Raw genomic sequence first — 15,072 nt, 5'->3', positions numbered from 1 at the left:
AGGGATTTTGTGTCAAAAGTTATGATGTACAAAATTTGCTTTCTGCTTTTAATGATTATTGGCGTTGCGCTAACGGGCTGCAAAACTGCTGAATCGACACTTTTGATCCGGCAGGTCAGAAATTTCGACCCTAACGCTGCAAACCACGTTCTTTTCCTGGATTTCAAGATTAGTAAAGGGAAAGGGAAAATGGAAACGGTTGAGCTGGTTAATGCAGTTTCAGGAAATGGGAAGCTGAAAAATTTGACTGCGCTTGTTCATAGTCCGTATCGGATCCTTGTAATCCCGCGCTATCCGGTTAATAATATGGAAAACGAATTGGTTTTTGAGCATCCGCTTTACAAGTCCGTAGAGGTTGCCAGCGAGAACGGACATTTGACCAAACAGAATTTAAATGCAAAAGAGGGCATACTTTCCGTTCGCATTCAAAACGATAATGGCCTGGAAAAGATCGAATTATTCAGCATTATACCTGGAAAAGAAAACATTAAAATCTACACACTTAACTTAAAATAGATGGCCAGATTTTTTACCCTCGTATTATTTTTGATTTCATCTTTTGCCTGCTTCTCTCAAACGTTTGAGGTCGATACCATCTATAAACATGGCTCCATCGATAACAGGGTTAATGTTGTTATTCTGGGGGACGGTTTTACGCAGGCCGAACTTCCGAAGTTTACGGAAGAGGCCAGGAAATTTGCGGATTTCTTTCTCAACTACGCGCCGTACAATGTTTACCGCAACTATTTCAACTTTTTCTCTATTGCAACACCGTCCAGGGAGAGTGGCGTAAGCAATCCGGGCAATGCACCAGACGCATATCCCGATCAGCCTGTCGGTAAGAAGGACACTTATTATGGGACGACATTCGGCGAATACATTCATCGGCTCGTTGTTGTCCAAAATTATCAGAATCTCACGAATGTGCTGGCTTTCAACTTTCCGACGGCCGATTTGGTCGTTATGCTGGTTAACACACCCTTCTATGGCGGTTCGGGCGGCGGCATTGCCGTCCATACATTGCATTCAGTTGCAAACACCATTGGCGTTCACGAAATCGGACATACATTTTCTTTTCTGAATGATGAATACTGGGCTGGGCCGCAATATGGCTGGGAGGCGCCTAATATGACAGCCATTACCGATCCGGCAACAATAAAATGGAAGAACTGGCTGGACGAAACGAACATTGGTATATTCCCACACGGCGAAGGCGAGGCCGCTAAATGGTTTAAGCCAACGCACGCCAACTGCCTGATGGAATATCTCGACCGACCATTTTGTGCAGTTTGTAAAGAGGCCACAGCTGAGCGGATTTTGCAATATGTAAGTCCGATTGACCAGGTTTTCCCTGAGCCATCGCAGGGAATCGTGCTTTCGGAACAACCTAAAACATTCAAATTAACCCTGGTCGAGCCCGAGCCCAACAGCTTGAAAGTAGCATGGACGCTGGACGGAAAGTTGATCAGGACCGGAAGCGAGATAAGCTTAAATATGACTGATATGAAGGAAAATTCGGGCACCTTAGTTGCCTCGGTGTTTGACTCAACATTGCTAAGCAGACGGGATAACAGGGCGAATGAGCGTACTAAAACGGTTCAATGGACTTTGGTCAAAAGCAATGCGCCGCTTGTCTTTAAGGTAAAAATTTCTGATCCGGACATTTGCCCGGGTGCGTTTAGCTTGCTCACTGCATCGGGCTGTGCCGGAAATGTTTCCTGGTCCACGGGTGAAGCTGGCTTATCCATTAATGTAAGCCCAAAGGCAACAACCGACTACACTGTAACATGCAAAACGCCCGGCCAGCCTGATTCAACATTAAAAGCAAAAGTCATCGTCTTTGACCAGCCAGAAGCCACTGCAACCAATACAGGCCCTTACTTTGAAAAAGAGACCATTGAACTTTCGGCCAACGGAGGCATCAATTATTCCTGGCAAGGACCGGAAGATTTTAAATCCCAAACCCAGACGGCACGGATCGAAAATGCAACTGTCAAAAATTCGGGCGTTTATGAAGTTCGGGTGGTAGATGGAAATGGATGTGCAGACACCGCGACAACGGAAGTAAAAGTGGCGCCGATATTAGCTGTTGAAAATCCAGCCAATGCACTTGTACAGGTTTCACCTAATCCGGCGAGAGGTTTTGTGAAAGTCACTACGAAGCTGGCAGGAACGTCCCTGTTCACGCTGTTCGATATTCAAGGCAGAAAAGTAATGGAAAAGCAGTTCGAGCAGCAAACAGAACTGAATCTGAATAGAACGACGGGATTGTATTTATATAAATTCAGTAATGGTGGGAAAGAGGTTTCCGGGAAGCTGCTGATTGAATAAAGTTCACATCCCCTGTCACACTGAGCGGAGCCGAAGTGCGCCTCTGCTAGCAGCAACGCACTTCGGCTCCGCTCAGTGTGACAGGGGATGTGATCATCTTACTCACTAACCGACTTTGGCTTGCGGCCTACTTTTGTGCGGTTTCTAATTTTGTCTGGTCTTGGGCGGATCTCTTTGTCTTGGAAATACAGCTTTAAGGATTCAAGAATGATATCTTTTTGCGTCAGGCCTTCCCAGTAACCGTAATCTTTCATGTTTTCCATTAAAATGTAGTCACAATCAAATGTTACTTTGGTGGGCGCTCCGTCTGCAACCTCATTGGTTTTGTTGTTATCAACCTCCTCCTGAATGTCAGCAACCCGCGGAAGCGGCGCAAAATCGAATTTCCTTTCCTTAGCCATCGTGTCAGTTATTAATTCGTTCTAAAATTTCTCGTGTCAGTTTGTAATAATCTTCGGCACCATTGCTATTCGGTGCGTAATCAAATATGGTTGTTCCGTTTGCCTGCGCTTCGGAAAGCGCAATATTGTCGCGGATATAAGATGCCATGAAAACATCACCCAATTGTTCTTTCGTCGCGTTGATCAGTTCATGGCTGATTTTCTTTCTGATTTTCGGGTTATATCTAGTTGCAAAAACGCCACCCAGGTTTGTGTTCGGGCTAATCTTTTTGATCTCCGCAGAGTAAACCAAAAAATTCCGAAGACCCTCATAACTCAAAAACTCAGCCTGCAACGGGACATAATACTGGTGGCACGAAACCAGGGCCAACCGCGTATTCCCATACAATGCAGGCGGGCAGTCGATGATCACGAAATCGTAACGGTCTTTGATTTTTTCCAATGCAATTTTCAGGTTGAATGGAAATACGGGAGCCGCCTTAATGGTGTCTTCGCGGTGTATCAATTCTGCCGATCCAGGCAGCACATCAATATCCCCAACCCGCTTTACGATCTCATCAAATTCATATTCGCCGGTGATGAACGAGCCACTGTCTTTTTTAAGTCCTGCATGCTGAATGCCGAAACTTTTGGTAAGACTAGCCTGCGCATCCAGATCAATTACCAGCACCCTTGCATTGGCAAATTTGCTGAGACCGGCAGCAATACTCTGAGCCGAAGTGGTCTTTCCCACACCGCCTTTGTTGTTGACAATACTAATGATTTTCATTTAAAAGTATTATAAGTATAAAAAGATAATAGTTTATTTTCAGTTTGATACGTAAATAAACGTAAAATAATTTTATACCTAATCCCTATAAATAGAAAGTCTCAAAAGTTTTTTGAGTTGTAAATGTATAGATCTTTTTAAAAGAATGATAAGTATTATTTGAATTTATTTTTAGGGAGAGTGTATCTCGTTGATTTGTAAGAAGTAAGCCTTGTCAGCCTGAGCGGAGACGAAGGCGCGTTACCAAGGAGTAGCGTGCCTTCGTCTCCGCTCAGGCTGACAGGCCAAGTTATGATCAGGCTGACAGGCTAAGTGATCGTCAGGCCGACGCGGGGACTAGCGTTGTCCTTGTCCATACCTCTAAGCCTAAACCACAGGCTTCGCCGAATTTTCCGCCGAGCTTGCCAGCAACTTCGCTGTAACATACCGATGAATCCGATACATCAATAATGCGGTCACCACAACAGCAACCACCACCACATTGCCTAATGTTGGGTAATGTTCAATGAATCCTGTGCTGGTTTCTGAAACGATGAACCCTGCGAGGAGGGAGGCGAGGCCGCCTGCGATTTGCTGGATGGATGAGTTGATTCCCATAAATGCACCGCGGTCCTGAGGCTCGGGAACTGCCGTCATCAGCGCCGATGCCGAGATCATTCGGCCGGTTATTCCTACGAATAGGAGCACATTCAAAATAATAATAATCCAAAGTGGTGTCACACTGAGGTTGCAATAAATGAGGGTCATTACACAAGTGATTGCAGAGCCGGCGAGGAAGACTTTGTACTTCCCGATCTTATCGCTAAGCTTCCCGATGAATGGACTGAAGACCAGCATGCAAAGTCCGGTGATCATATATAAGGTCGGAAGTTGTGCTTCCTGAATGCCGAGGTTGTTGACTCCATAAGCTGTCCCGAACGGCATCAGCATGAAACCTCCGGTAGCTAGTAATGTGGTCGCTGCAAAACCCTGAAGATATTCGGGACGTGATAATGTTTTTCCCAAATGCTGGAATGCATTGCTCTGGGTCTGGATTTTCAAATGTGCATTAATCGGTTTCATGTAAGTCACAATAAGGAAACCTACAACAAGGCTTAATCCCACGATCATCAGGAATGGGGCATGCCAGCTGAATTCCTTTGCAAGGTAAAGTCCGATTGGAATACCCAGAACCTGGCTGCTGGCAAAAGCCATTTGTACAAATCCCATTACACGCCCGCGCGCATTGATCGGGAACAAATCTGTGATAATCGCAAAACTGATGGATCCGATCACGCCGCCGAAAAGGCCGGTAAAAACGCGCGCCATGAGCAAAAAGTGATAAGTAGGAGCGATGCCGCATAAAAACGTGCCGATAATGAAGCCCGTATAGAAGAACAAGAGCATCTTTTTGCGATCAAACTTATCAGCAAATCCCGCCGTAAGCAGGCCGGCCGCGCCCGCGCTGAACGCATAGGCCGATACCACGAGCCCGAACTGGCTCGTAGTGATGTCGAGCTTGTCGAGTAAAATGTATCCCAATGGCGAAAGCACCATGAAATCCAGTACGATCGTGAATTGTAATGTGGCTAAAATGGCTATAATAAACTTTTCATAGCCCGAAAATGTGCTTGGTTTAGATTCTGTCATAAGGTTTGGTTGGTTTCTAGTCAGTTAATTCTTCGCAGTTGAATCCCGCGGTGTTCACCAGGTGAATGACCGGTTCATGATGCGGATGCGTCGCTTCAATGCGCAGGACATTGTCGCAATCCGATAGGTCAATGTTCCATTTGATGATTTCCGAGCAGCCGTTGAGAAGCGGAGTCAGGGACTTAACATGTTTTTTGCGGTTTATGTTGGTGCGGAATACCAATATAAATTCCTGTTTGTTGAGATTATTTTTCATGTGAGCTAATGTTAAGACAGCCAAAAGTCGCTGTTTCAAGGTTTTAAAGCTTTGATAACCAGGCCTAGCGTCATGCTTATCTTCTCTTCATCCAAAACAAATAGCGGCCGACCCGGCATACTTGATTTTGCAATGTGAAATTTCACTAATTGATACAGCGGGGCGAAAGCAATCGACCAGTAAATTTCAACCGGCAACGGAATGATTTCATTTCTTTCAATGGCCCGATTTACAAACCGGTGCATCGCATTCAGGAACCGCGTGTCAATATTGGACCGGTCGACCAAGGGCGAATGCTTGACTTGCTCCGTAAAAAACATGCTGTATGGATTCTCGAAGCAATAATTCATCCTGTTAAGCCACTGCACTTTCAAGCCGTCGTCGAAGTGGGATTCGGGATCAAAATCGCGTAACGTAGCCTCCACCATTTTTTGCATTTCCTCGGCATACAGCTGCTGGATCAGATCTTCGCGGTCTTTGAAGTAAATGTAAATTGTCGCCACCGAAACGCCTGCCGCTTTCGCTAACTTATGCATGCTTAAACCTTCAAATCCTTGATCGACGATCATTTGAATCGCCTTTTCCCGAATGACCGTTTCTTTGTTAATGTCTCTGGTTCTCAATTCATAAAGTATGAAATTTCATCACAAATATAAATGAACGTTCGTTTATTTATTGGTTCTTTTACATTAAATAAATTCAATAAAATTCACTGTTTTAAGCTATTCAGTTAAGGTTATGATAAAATTCTCGATGATCTTTTTGTTATAACCTTTATAACCGCCCTGAAAATCTCGACCCGCTACATCGATAAATTCGGACATTCGTGGGGAGTTTAGTTGGGTCAGCAGCACTTCATAATCGCCATCATATTTTATAAAATATCCCGAATAAACAGTCACATCGGGATTTTCATAAAGCACGAAATTCGGAGCGCGGTTCATTGGCGAAAACACGATTTTTTTACCAAATGTGCTGTCTAATCCCTGTGCACGGCCAAATGCATACCATGCAACTGCATTGACCTTCCCATTATCACGACGATCCAGGGCAGGTTTTACTTTAAGAAAATAGGAATAAGTTTGGGGAAATTGTTCTTGAAGGACATTTTCAGGTATAATGCGCTGTTTGCCAGCGGCATCTTTTTGGTAAGGGAACAAAATATATTCTGTCACCGGATCCGCTGAAGATTTCAATTTAGAAGCCTTAACGATGGGTCGGAGGATGTCTTTTTCCAAAACAACCTGCATCCCGTTCTTGTTTTGGGCATAAACGAGATTTGAGTCCTCCCGAATGATCGTAAACAAGTAGTATGCATCAGCTAATGTGGTAAGGCCCACGGAAATCTGACACATGTCGCCTAATCGTTGCCCATTAATGTGCTCAGAACGCTTCACCGACAACTGCCAAGGCTTCGATTCAGCTAGTTCAGAAAAGTTGATATCTCTTTTTTTGTATTGTAAATCGGCGCTTTCACATTGTTCAAATGTGAACTGCGCTTGATCCAAATTTCCAAAGATCACGATCGCCGAATAAGTTGCTGTATTGCCGAAAATGGGAACAGAGCCGTAATTAGTAATTTGCTTGACATTTCGTTCCTGCTGAAAATAGGAGCGAAGCGGTTTCCCCGTTTCGGAGGTTAAGAAGCCATTGGGCGTGATAAATCCACAGATCCCGCCCGGAGAAAGCAATTTTATAGCTAGCTCGAAAAACGCCATATATGCATCCGTAGAGCCTTTTTTACAAAAGGCGTAGTGGGATTGGATAAATGTTCTTTGCGCAATTGGAAGATGCTGGATCCGAATATAGGGAGGATTCCCAAAGATAAAATCGAACTTCAAACGCTTTCGAAATTGTTTGAGCGCATCGCAAAGTTTTAGATTCCAGTTGATATTAGCACCCAACGGTTCGGTCAGTGCATCCAAATTTTTCCTGCAACTTTCCAAAGCATCCGGATCAATGTCCCAGCCATAAATCTGGTTTAGGCGATCAGTAAGTTGGTGCGAAGGAGTCGTCTTGATAATGTGTTCAACGATAGGAACCAGAAATCTTCCATCGCCGCAAGCAGGATCCAGGACTTTTTTGTGGGCCAGATCACCGTCATAAAACCCGGAATCTTGAAGGATTTTTTTAACAATATGAAGCGGCGTATAAACCTGGCCGAGGAGTTTTTTCTTTCCGTAAGTGCGTGTTTGAGAAGCCATTAAAAGTCGATGCCGGGCCTCTTTTTCAGAACCTGCGTCAAAAATTTGGATGGAGCAAGCACCTTGATCGTGCTATTATCTGCCGCCGAACTGAAATCTTTGGTGTTTCCTGTCAGAAGGTAGTCGCAACCCGCCATAACCGCAGTATTGTATTGAAAGCCATCTTCCAGATCTTTGAAACTCGATGTCAGACTATCCATTAAACACTTACTATCTGTATGGCAGACATGCAGGAAGCCGAGATAGAGAATCAGCCTTTTCTTCAACTCCTCGTTTCTAAGGCCGTTTTTCTGCAAAATATATACAAATGTATGAAAGCTACCGGGCGAAATGTACATGGGAATTTCATTTTCCAAAGCCCAGGACAGGATAAACTTTGCTTCAAAAGGCTCGCCTGTTGGTCTTGCAAGCGCATGATCAATCAGGACATTTGTATCCAGAAACAGCTTCATAGCCCGTATTTATCCTTGATCATCAAGTCCTTAATTTCTCTGTCTGTCATATAACGGAGAGGACCATCCTTGGCACATCCGAAAAGTTCGTCGGCAATCGAAGGCTTTTTGGCGATCGTTGTATCGTCTGATTTCGTGTAACTTAAAAGATATTCTTCAAAGAGATTTGATAAAGATGTGCCACGTGTCGCTGCAAATCTTTTTGCTTGTTCAATGGCCGATTTGCGGACACTAAGCGTTAGTTTAACCTTTGGCTCTTTTACTGTTTTCATTTTACACGTGTGTTATTGAATAAAACTATTTAAATATACGTATAAAAATCATTATTTCAACGCACAGATCCGGAAGCCGGGCAACTTCCTGATGTGGTTTGTCATAACGGGCGGATAGATGTCGCGGAACAAAACTTCATATGTACTTTCATAAAATGTAAACGAAGTTCCGTCAGATCGGATGCGTTTTGTGCCGCTTTTATACAGCGCTCCAATTTCTCCTCTTTCTAATGCAACCTTATCAATGAAACCAAGTAGGGAGGCGACGGTGCCTTCGGTGGGACATTGGTGAAATGAAATGCAGAAGTAATGGGAAGTTTTGGAATTGGCTTTGTGCAGTTGCGACGAAGGAATGTTCAGGACATAGTCGGAGCCTAGCATGCCGGTGCGGCGCTTCATGGATTTGATATCGACGGAAAATGAATGTTCCTCGGATTTTATCAAAAAGTCCTGTCCCCAATCCTGCCCGTCTGTTGCGCCGAAGGATTTGGTCGGCCGCGGTAAATGATAGCAATCTGCAAAAATGATTTCACCCAAGCTTCCGGTAAAACGCATCATCCTGGTTTGAGAAAGTTTGTCGTTGTGCTTATCCCAAATATTGGCAACGTGATGGTGGCGCAAAGAATGCTCTACGAGCTCGCGAGCAAAAATCCGCTGATTTTCGCTGATTGAGATTTGAATATACGAGCCCTTGGTCAGAACAATTTGCTCCATGCAAACCTAATCGCTAGTAAAGTGAGAACAAAACCGATCAAAATGGCACTAAACGGAACGTAAGTCCATGCTACTAAGTGGATTCTGTCGACAAACCACATCACACCGATGAGTGCAAAAATCAATGTCAGAAATCCGGAAATTTTGCCAAATCCGGGAATTAACGAAAATGGGATCTTGCTTTTGATTAACATGAGTGTCAAGCCCATTGAAATGATCGGTAGAAACTGCATGATAATGTTTGCCTGCCAAACACTTTGCCTTTCAAAAAGAAAAAGATAAATATTGAGTGTGACAGCGAAAATACCTGGAATGCAAACTGCATAGACGAGCACGGCATAGACGTAACTCCAAAGTTTAACATCCTTACTGCCATCTGCCGACATTCCAATGAGCCAGGCGAGAATGGGTAACAACATGAAATAAATGGCCAGTGGCCAGGGATTTTCCGAAATGGAGTTGAAGAGTTGGGATAGTGTCATGTAATAGGTTTAATAAAAGGGAAAGATAACAAAAGAGGAGGGGAATTTTACATTTGTAAATTTCCCCTCCTCCAAAAATTGCATCAGCTCTTCTCAACTCATAGTCCTAACAAGAAGCCGATTGTAAAGTTTGCATCCCAGTCGAATACAAATTGCTGACAGCCAGTTGCATCTGTTACTGCTTTGTAAATGTTCACACCCGCTTTCGATTTGGCATTCGTCAATTTCGAATAAGCGAGCGGCGCGCTCAATGTGGTGTAGCGCTCTTTTCCTTTGCGCACTTCTTTGGCCATTTCGAAGGGAACGCCGCCGATGATGAAGCAGGTTTTTCTCAAATCCTCAGGAATTTGTTTGGCCTTCGCGCTTACTTCCTGGTATACTTTGGAATCGTCTGTTCCTTCCTGGAAATATTTGGCTCCGTATGATTCAAGCGCAGAAACTTTTCCATTCTCAATCCATGAGATTTTTGTGTTTCCGGAGCCAATGTCAACAACGAACGCTTTGCCAGCATAGTCAGCTGGTAATACTGATTTCAAAGCCAATTGCCCTTCCTGCTCGGCGGTAACCTGGTTCACCACGTATCCGAGCGATTTCAAAACACGCGTTATTTTTACAGTAACATCTGCTTTCGCAGCACCTGAACTCACTACGAAGTGAATGTCTTTGCTGGCCACGCCATAATCCAGCATTCCGCCAATGTATTTTTTCAGACCAATTCTCACGTCTTCGTCCGTTGCCATATTTTCGGTCACAAGACTATTTCCGAATTCTGATTTTTCAAGAGACCAGCGTTTTTCTTTGTCAACCTTAATGATGAATGAGTTGAAACCGCTTGCTCCCAGCTCAACAACACCGCGTAATTTGCCATCCACTGGCTCTGGCGGTGTGTAACTGAATGCTGAAACTTCTGTGGAAGTTGCTTCTGAATCTTCCGCAGGCGTCTCGGCCGAAGGCATATCTGGGTCGGTGTTACTCGCTTCCGTTTGCGGACTTTGCGCACGATCTTCGGCCATTTGGTTCAGGGCTTTTTCGCCGCCGAGATATTTATAACCTAAGAATATGGCCCCAATAATGATAGCGGTAATGATCAACCGGCCTGCAACTGTTAGTCTTTTCATTGATATTTTGTGTAAAATGAATAATGTAAATTGAAGTAAGGAAGAATTTTAATCCAGTAACCCTTTGTAGCTGGAATCTTTCGGAGTTCCTGCCGAACGGTTCACCGGCTGCGGATTATCGAGCTGGATAAGTTTGAATTGTCCGGAGTTGTAAGCTTCCAGCATGGCTTGTCCTTTGTCTGAAAGCAGCCCGTTCTGAACGTCCACGCCGTTGATAAAGTCCAGTGACAAGTCCATCGCGCGCTTCATTTCTCCCAGTTTCTGGCTCATATCGTCCTGAATGTATTCCATCGACTCATCGAAATAGAACTTTTTGTCTGGATTTCCTTTGAAAATGCTGATCGCCGTACGCAATGCATTAGAGCTTTCTTTAACAATTCGGTATTCCGCTTCTTTAAGTTTGACCTTGATTTCTGTTTCTTTAATAATGTAGTCAGCGCTTTTATTCACTTTTTCCATAAATTCCAGTACGGTTTTCATGTTTCGCTGCAAAGGAAATAGCTTTTCATTCATCTCCTGTAAACCGGCTCCTTCAATGGTTGCCAAAGATGCTGTTTCCTTCATTCCCGGCCGGTCGAGCATGGTGCTTGCTTTGTTTGCTTCCGCAAATTTCTGCTTGATCTGCTCATTATTCTCGTTAATGTTCTTGTTCAATTTCACGAGCTGGCCAGCGAGCGTATTGATCTGACCCTGCATTTTTTCCCTTTTCTCTTTCAGGTCATCAATATAGATCTTCATGATCGCGATCGGATCCAGCTTGATAATCAGGCCGGTAATGTTGCGCATGAGTGTTTTGAAAAGGAAGAAAACCGCCGTCCTTACATCTTTGCTGGTGAACAGAAAGATAAGCAGCGCGAGTACAGCCATTAAAAAGCCAAGATAGAGTGTGTTTTTAGTTACTTCTATCAGGAAAGCTGCGATTTTATTCCAAAAATAAAGGGTTATGGCCCCGGCTCCCCCGATAAAAAGGAGTGAGGTTATGCCTTCGGGTTTGCTCCAGTATGATCGCTTCGATGGGTCTTCCTGCGAGCCTCCGATTTGTGTAAAATCTGGTGTAGCCATTGTTGATCGAAATGTTAGGTTATTTAAGATATTGATTGATTTTATTTAAATCCGACTTGATCTGATCTACGAAACTCAGATAGGTGATTTCAAAACTATCCTTGTTTGCATTGATCTTCGCACTTTGTTCTGCCACTTCTCCCGAGATCTGTCCGAGTCGGTTCTTGTTATCGTCCATCTTTTTTTGCAGATCCGCAATCTGCTGGGCAATGGCCTTATTGGAATCTTCCAGCCGCTTTTCCTCATCCTGCAGTGCGCCCACGCGATCATTGATCGCCCTTTCGACATCTTTCAAAAACGAAGCCCGGTCCTTATCCAAAATCCCCAGGTATTGATTGGCAGAAGTGTTCAAAACCGTTGTTTCCTTCACACCACCCATCGCCTTGAAACTTGCCCAGGCCGCCTGGAACTGCTTTTCCTCTCCTAATCCCAGGCCTTCCATACTCTGAAGTGCCTGTTTGTATTCGAAATAATCAGGTCCCGGAAGGTTGGCTTTTTCGAGCAGGCTCACGAAGTGTTCTGTGAATTTCTTGTCGATGTTGCCCGTGCCCGCAGCATTCGGGGCGGTATTCGCGATGACTGGTTTGGGAGCTTCCGGTGCTGCCTGAGCTGCCGTTGTTGGCGCTGCTGCTGGCCTGATCGGTTCCTCACCCTCCTTGATAAAAAAGCTGAGTATCTTCTTTCCGATACCCGGTTCTGAATCTGCCATATGCGTCTAAAGTGTTGATTTTGTTAGATCAATATTACTAAAATTAAAAGGATTTCGTACCGTACGATAATTACCAATGGTGCCCTGAATTGATGAAGCCTCGTAAAATTTGGATAGAATTGACGGTGATTCTTGAATGCCGCCGGTTTTTTAATGAAGTTTGCCTCAAAAACTAAATCCTTATGCTTAAACTAGGTTTTAACAGCGCCATTCTGGGCGATTTTGGCTTCGAACACGTGGTTCAGTTTGCGGGTAATCACGGTTTTTCTTGTGTAGAAATGATGTGCTGGCCGTCAGATAATGCGGATAGCAGAAGATACGCCGGCGTCACGCACATTGACGTAAACAACCTCACACCCGAGCGGATTGCAGGGATCAGGCATACATTAAAGGAAGCAAATATTACCATTTCGGCGCTGGGTTACTATCCCAATCCGCTTGATCCGGACGAGGAGCGTTCCGGTTATTATATTGAACACATTAAGCAGGTGATCCGTGGAGCAGCGAAGCTTGGTATTCCTGTCGTTACGACATTCATTGGCCGTAATCCGGCGAAGAGCATTAAAGAAAATCTGGCCAAATTTGCGGATGTATGGCCGGCAATCGTAAAGGTTGCAGAGGAAAATAATGTCAAGATAGGGATCGAGAACTGCCCGATGTTCTTTACAGACGATGAATGGCCGGGTGGAAAAAACCTGGCTATTAGCCCTGCAGTTTGGGACAGAATGTTTGAGATCATACCAAGCCCGGTTTTTGGTTTGAACTATGATCCTTCTCACATGATCTGGCAAATGATGAGTGAGACCAAGCCGATTTATGACTACAAAGACCGCCTGCACCACATTCATTTAAAGGATGCAAAAATTTACAAAGACAAGCTGGATAGGGTAGGCATTATGGCGAATCCGCTGGAATATCATTCCCCCAAATTACCCGGCTTGGGTGATGTAAACTGGCGCGCCTTCTTCGCGGCTTTAACGGACGTGCGTTACCGGGGTCCGGTTGTCATCGAAGTAGAAGATAAGGCTTATGAAGGAAGCATTACAGATGTCCAAAGCGCAATCCTGACGAGCAGAAATTACCTCCGCCAGTTCCTCGGGTGAAACTCAATGGCTCGTCTAACAGCCAAAATATGCATTCCGCCTGGGGAAATTTTAAAAACATCTTAAAGCAAAAAGGATAGCCTCTCGACTATCCTTTTGCTTTACTCAATAACCCTTAATTATTGGATCAGCTTGGCTTTTGAAGACAGGAATGCTGTTAATGAAGCGAGTATGCCCACAATTCCGAATGACATTCTCAAATCGGCAAACTGAGCGACAATCCCGATCAACGGAGGTCCGATAAGGAAGCCAATAAAGCTGATCGACGAAACCGCAGCAAGCGCCATTCCGGCTGACATAGTGGTTGATTTTCCTGCTGCGCTGTAAACCAATGGCACAACGGATGAAACACCAAATCCTACTAAAAGGAAACCGAATGTTGCCGGAACCAGGAATGGGAAAAACACAGCAATAGCAAGTCCTGATCCCATCAAAGCGCCGCTTATCTGCAACATTTTCTTGCGTCCGATGCGGTTAGCAAGCCAGTCACCTGCAAAGCGACCGCCAGTCATGGTGCCCATAAAGGCTACATAACCAAGTGTTGTCAATGAGGCAGGCACGTGAACGGCTTCCTGGAAGTAAACACCGCTCCAATCGAACATTGCGCCTTCGCAAACCATGGCACAGAATCCGATCAAACCTAGCATTAGCAAATCACGGTCCGGCTTTACAAACATGGGTTGCGCTTCGCCTTCGTTCTTCTCGCTATCCGGCATTGTATGCTTGTAAGCCGTGAAAATAATGATGAATGCCGCCAGCGCGATCACGCTAAAATGAATATGAGGAGGGATATTAACCGAAATAAAGAAAGAGCCAATCATCGCGCTCACAAAGCCAGCCAAACTCCAAAGCCCGTGAAATGAGGCCATGATGGATTTTCCGTAGACCTGTTCCACCGCAACAGCTTGTGTATTTACAGCAATGTTGGTCAGGTTTCCCCAGAGCCCGAATGCGAACAGCGCAATGACAAGCTGCTCGGTCCTGGTTACAAAACCTATAAAAGACAATGTGACCGCATACAAAATGGCCCCGATCAGCACCATTTTTTTACTTCCGTAATGTGTCACCATCCAGCCTGAGATGGGTAAGCTGGCCATTAAGCCGATGGGGAGTGCCAAAAGAACTGTCCCCAAACCGCCTTCGGTCAGGTGCAGCATGTTCTTGATATCCGGGATCCGGCTCGCCCAGGCCGCAAAACTGAGGCCCTGAACGAAGAAGAAAGCAGCGACGGCCAGGCGCAGATACTTTCGGGAGTCGGAGGGAGCGAAAATTGAATAATTCATAGGAGAGAAAAATTAATGACAGATGTGTACAGCACTATCAATTCGTATTTATTTGTTATGATTTTTTTAAGATGCGAAATTTTTAAGATAGTGAAAAACAAAGATTGCTTTTATTGTGAATCACTCTCCGATGCAAAAATAACGGATTATCAAACATTTTGATTCACCGTTGTTGTACTTTTTAAATAATATTAAAAAGTATGTTTTGTACAAAAGTAAGAAATAGCATTTTCTGATTCAGCTTTTTTCAAATAGCGTAATCCATTTTGTAAATTGACCTTTCAGCC

Annotated in this window: 17 protein-coding genes; 3 read left to right on the top strand and 14 right to left on the bottom strand. The window is 44.5% G+C overall.

Annotated features, from left to right (window positions below):
• Positions 1-21: 21 nt before the first annotated feature.
• Positions 22-516 carry a hypothetical protein gene (locus tag L0660_RS07080; RefSeq protein ID WP_235158825.1) on the top strand — a complete coding sequence of 165 codons (495 nt, stop codon included), beginning with the start codon at positions 22-24 and terminating at the stop codon, positions 514-516.
• Positions 517-2,331 (top strand): M64 family metallopeptidase, encoded by a 1,815-nt coding sequence (locus L0660_RS07075; RefSeq protein ID WP_235158824.1) that lies wholly within the window; start codon positions 517-519, stop codon positions 2,329-2,331. It begins immediately after the preceding gene.
• 98 nt (positions 2,332-2,429) lie between these two features.
• Here L0660_RS07075 and L0660_RS07070 read toward each other — a convergent pair whose 3' ends face one another.
• From L0660_RS07070 to L0660_RS07010, 13 genes are all read right to left on the bottom strand, one after another.
• A complete protein-coding gene (locus tag L0660_RS07070) occupies positions 2,430-2,732 on the bottom strand; it encodes a hypothetical protein (RefSeq protein WP_026628879.1) in 303 nt (100 codons plus the stop codon).
• Between the two features lie 4 nt (positions 2,733-2,736).
• The gene (locus L0660_RS07065; protein ID WP_026628878.1) at positions 2,737-3,501 is read right to left on the bottom strand and encodes a ParA family protein; all 765 of its coding nucleotides are present in this window, start codon (positions 3,499-3,501) and stop codon (positions 2,737-2,739) included.
• Between the two features lie 366 nt (positions 3,502-3,867).
• Positions 3,868-5,130, bottom strand: coding sequence for an MFS transporter (locus L0660_RS07060; RefSeq protein ID WP_235158823.1), 1,263 nt, complete (start codon positions 5,128-5,130; stop codon positions 3,868-3,870).
• A 16-nt stretch (positions 5,131-5,146) separates the two neighbouring features.
• Positions 5,147-5,386: a hypothetical protein gene (locus L0660_RS07055; protein WP_235158821.1), complete on the bottom strand. Its 240-nt coding sequence runs from the start codon at positions 5,384-5,386 to the stop codon at positions 5,147-5,149.
• Positions 5,387-5,421: 35 nt separating this feature from the next.
• Complete coding sequence (locus L0660_RS07050; protein ID WP_235158819.1) at positions 5,422-6,009, bottom strand: TetR/AcrR family transcriptional regulator; 588 nt, start codon at positions 6,007-6,009, stop codon at positions 5,422-5,424.
• Between the two features lie 99 nt (positions 6,010-6,108).
• Positions 6,109-7,590 (bottom strand): Eco57I restriction-modification methylase domain-containing protein, encoded by a 1,482-nt coding sequence (locus L0660_RS07045; RefSeq protein ID WP_235158817.1) that lies wholly within the window; start codon positions 7,588-7,590, stop codon positions 6,109-6,111.
• Positions 7,590-8,042, bottom strand: a complete 453-nt coding sequence (locus L0660_RS07040; RefSeq protein WP_235158816.1) for a putative toxin-antitoxin system toxin component, PIN family — start codon at positions 8,040-8,042, stop codon at positions 7,590-7,592. The genes L0660_RS07045 and L0660_RS07040 overlap by 1 nt, the downstream gene beginning before the upstream one ends.
• Positions 8,039-8,314, bottom strand: a complete 276-nt coding sequence (locus L0660_RS07035) for a DUF6364 family protein (protein ID WP_233798482.1) — start codon at positions 8,312-8,314, stop codon at positions 8,039-8,041. The genes L0660_RS07040 and L0660_RS07035 overlap by 4 nt, the downstream gene beginning before the upstream one ends.
• A 51-nt stretch (positions 8,315-8,365) precedes the next feature.
• A complete protein-coding gene (locus tag L0660_RS07030) occupies positions 8,366-9,028 on the bottom strand; it encodes a hypothetical protein (RefSeq protein WP_235158815.1) in 663 nt (220 codons plus the stop codon).
• Entirely contained in the window at positions 9,010-9,510 is a 501-nt protein-coding gene (locus L0660_RS07025; protein WP_235158811.1) for a hypothetical protein, read from the bottom strand. The genes L0660_RS07030 and L0660_RS07025 overlap by 19 nt, the downstream gene beginning before the upstream one ends.
• A 98-nt stretch (positions 9,511-9,608) precedes the next feature.
• On the bottom strand, positions 9,609-10,628 hold the full coding sequence (locus L0660_RS07020) for a hypothetical protein (protein ID WP_235158810.1): 1,020 nt from the start codon (positions 10,626-10,628) through the stop codon (positions 9,609-9,611).
• A gap of 48 nt (positions 10,629-10,676) precedes the next feature.
• Positions 10,677-11,690, bottom strand: coding sequence for a hypothetical protein (locus tag L0660_RS07015; protein ID WP_235158807.1), 1,014 nt, complete (start codon positions 11,688-11,690; stop codon positions 10,677-10,679).
• Positions 11,691-11,709: 19 nt separating this feature from the next.
• Positions 11,710-12,399, bottom strand: a complete 690-nt coding sequence (locus L0660_RS07010; protein WP_235158806.1) for a hypothetical protein — start codon at positions 12,397-12,399, stop codon at positions 11,710-11,712.
• A 182-nt stretch (positions 12,400-12,581) separates the two neighbouring features.
• Here L0660_RS07010 and L0660_RS07005 point away from each other — a divergent pair, with 182 nt between their 5' ends.
• Positions 12,582-13,502: a sugar phosphate isomerase/epimerase gene (locus L0660_RS07005; RefSeq protein ID WP_235158805.1), complete on the top strand. Its 921-nt coding sequence runs from the start codon at positions 12,582-12,584 to the stop codon at positions 13,500-13,502.
• A gap of 119 nt (positions 13,503-13,621) precedes the next feature.
• Here L0660_RS07005 and L0660_RS07000 read toward each other — a convergent pair whose 3' ends face one another.
• The gene (locus L0660_RS07000) at positions 13,622-14,785 is read right to left on the bottom strand and encodes an MFS transporter (protein WP_235158804.1); all 1,164 of its coding nucleotides are present in this window, start codon (positions 14,783-14,785) and stop codon (positions 13,622-13,624) included.
• Between the last annotated feature and the right edge of the window lie 287 nt (positions 14,786-15,072).

The sequence above is a fragment of the Dyadobacter sp. CY351 genome (genome assembly GCF_021502625.1).
Lineage (GTDB): Bacteria > Bacteroidota > Bacteroidia > Cytophagales > Spirosomataceae > Dyadobacter > Dyadobacter chenhuakuii.
This window is presented reverse-complemented; position numbering and strand designations above follow the sequence as displayed.

Coding starts and splice junctions, on each gene's coding strand:
- L0660_RS07080 (WP_235158825.1), top strand. CDS start 22: ATGATGTACAAAATTTGCTTTCTGCTTTTAATGATTATTGGCGTTGCG.
- L0660_RS07075 (WP_235158824.1), top strand. CDS start 517: ATGGCCAGATTTTTTACCCTCGTATTATTTTTGATTTCATCTTTTGCC.
- L0660_RS07070 (WP_026628879.1), bottom strand. CDS start 2,732: ATGGCTAAGGAAAGGAAATTCGATTTTGCGCCGCTTCCGCGGGTTGCT.
- L0660_RS07065 (WP_026628878.1), bottom strand. CDS start 3,501: ATGAAAATCATTAGTATTGTCAACAACAAAGGCGGTGTGGGAAAGACC.
- L0660_RS07060 (WP_235158823.1), bottom strand. CDS start 5,130: ATGACAGAATCTAAACCAAGCACATTTTCGGGCTATGAAAAGTTTATT.
- L0660_RS07055 (WP_235158821.1), bottom strand. CDS start 5,386: ATGAAAAATAATCTCAACAAACAGGAATTTATATTGGTATTCCGCACC.
- L0660_RS07045 (WP_235158817.1), bottom strand. CDS start 7,590: ATGGCTTCTCAAACACGCACTTACGGAAAGAAAAAACTCCTCGGCCAG.
- L0660_RS07040 (WP_235158816.1), bottom strand. CDS start 8,042: ATGAAGCTGTTTCTGGATACAAATGTCCTGATTGATCATGCGCTTGCA.
- L0660_RS07035 (WP_233798482.1), bottom strand. CDS start 8,314: ATGAAAACAGTAAAAGAGCCAAAGGTTAAACTAACGCTTAGTGTCCGC.
- L0660_RS07030 (WP_235158815.1), bottom strand. CDS start 9,028: ATGGAGCAAATTGTTCTGACCAAGGGCTCGTATATTCAAATCTCAATC.
- L0660_RS07025 (WP_235158811.1), bottom strand. CDS start 9,510: ATGACACTATCCCAACTCTTCAACTCCATTTCGGAAAATCCCTGGCCA.
- L0660_RS07020 (WP_235158810.1), bottom strand. CDS start 10,628: ATGAAAAGACTAACAGTTGCAGGCCGGTTGATCATTACCGCTATCATT.
- L0660_RS07015 (WP_235158807.1), bottom strand. CDS start 11,690: ATGGCTACACCAGATTTTACACAAATCGGAGGCTCGCAGGAAGACCCA.
- L0660_RS07010 (WP_235158806.1), bottom strand. CDS start 12,399: ATGGCAGATTCAGAACCGGGTATCGGAAAGAAGATACTCAGCTTTTTT.
- L0660_RS07005 (WP_235158805.1), top strand. CDS start 12,582: ATGCTTAAACTAGGTTTTAACAGCGCCATTCTGGGCGATTTTGGCTTC.
- L0660_RS07000 (WP_235158804.1), bottom strand. CDS start 14,785: ATGAATTATTCAATTTTCGCTCCCTCCGACTCCCGAAAGTATCTGCGC.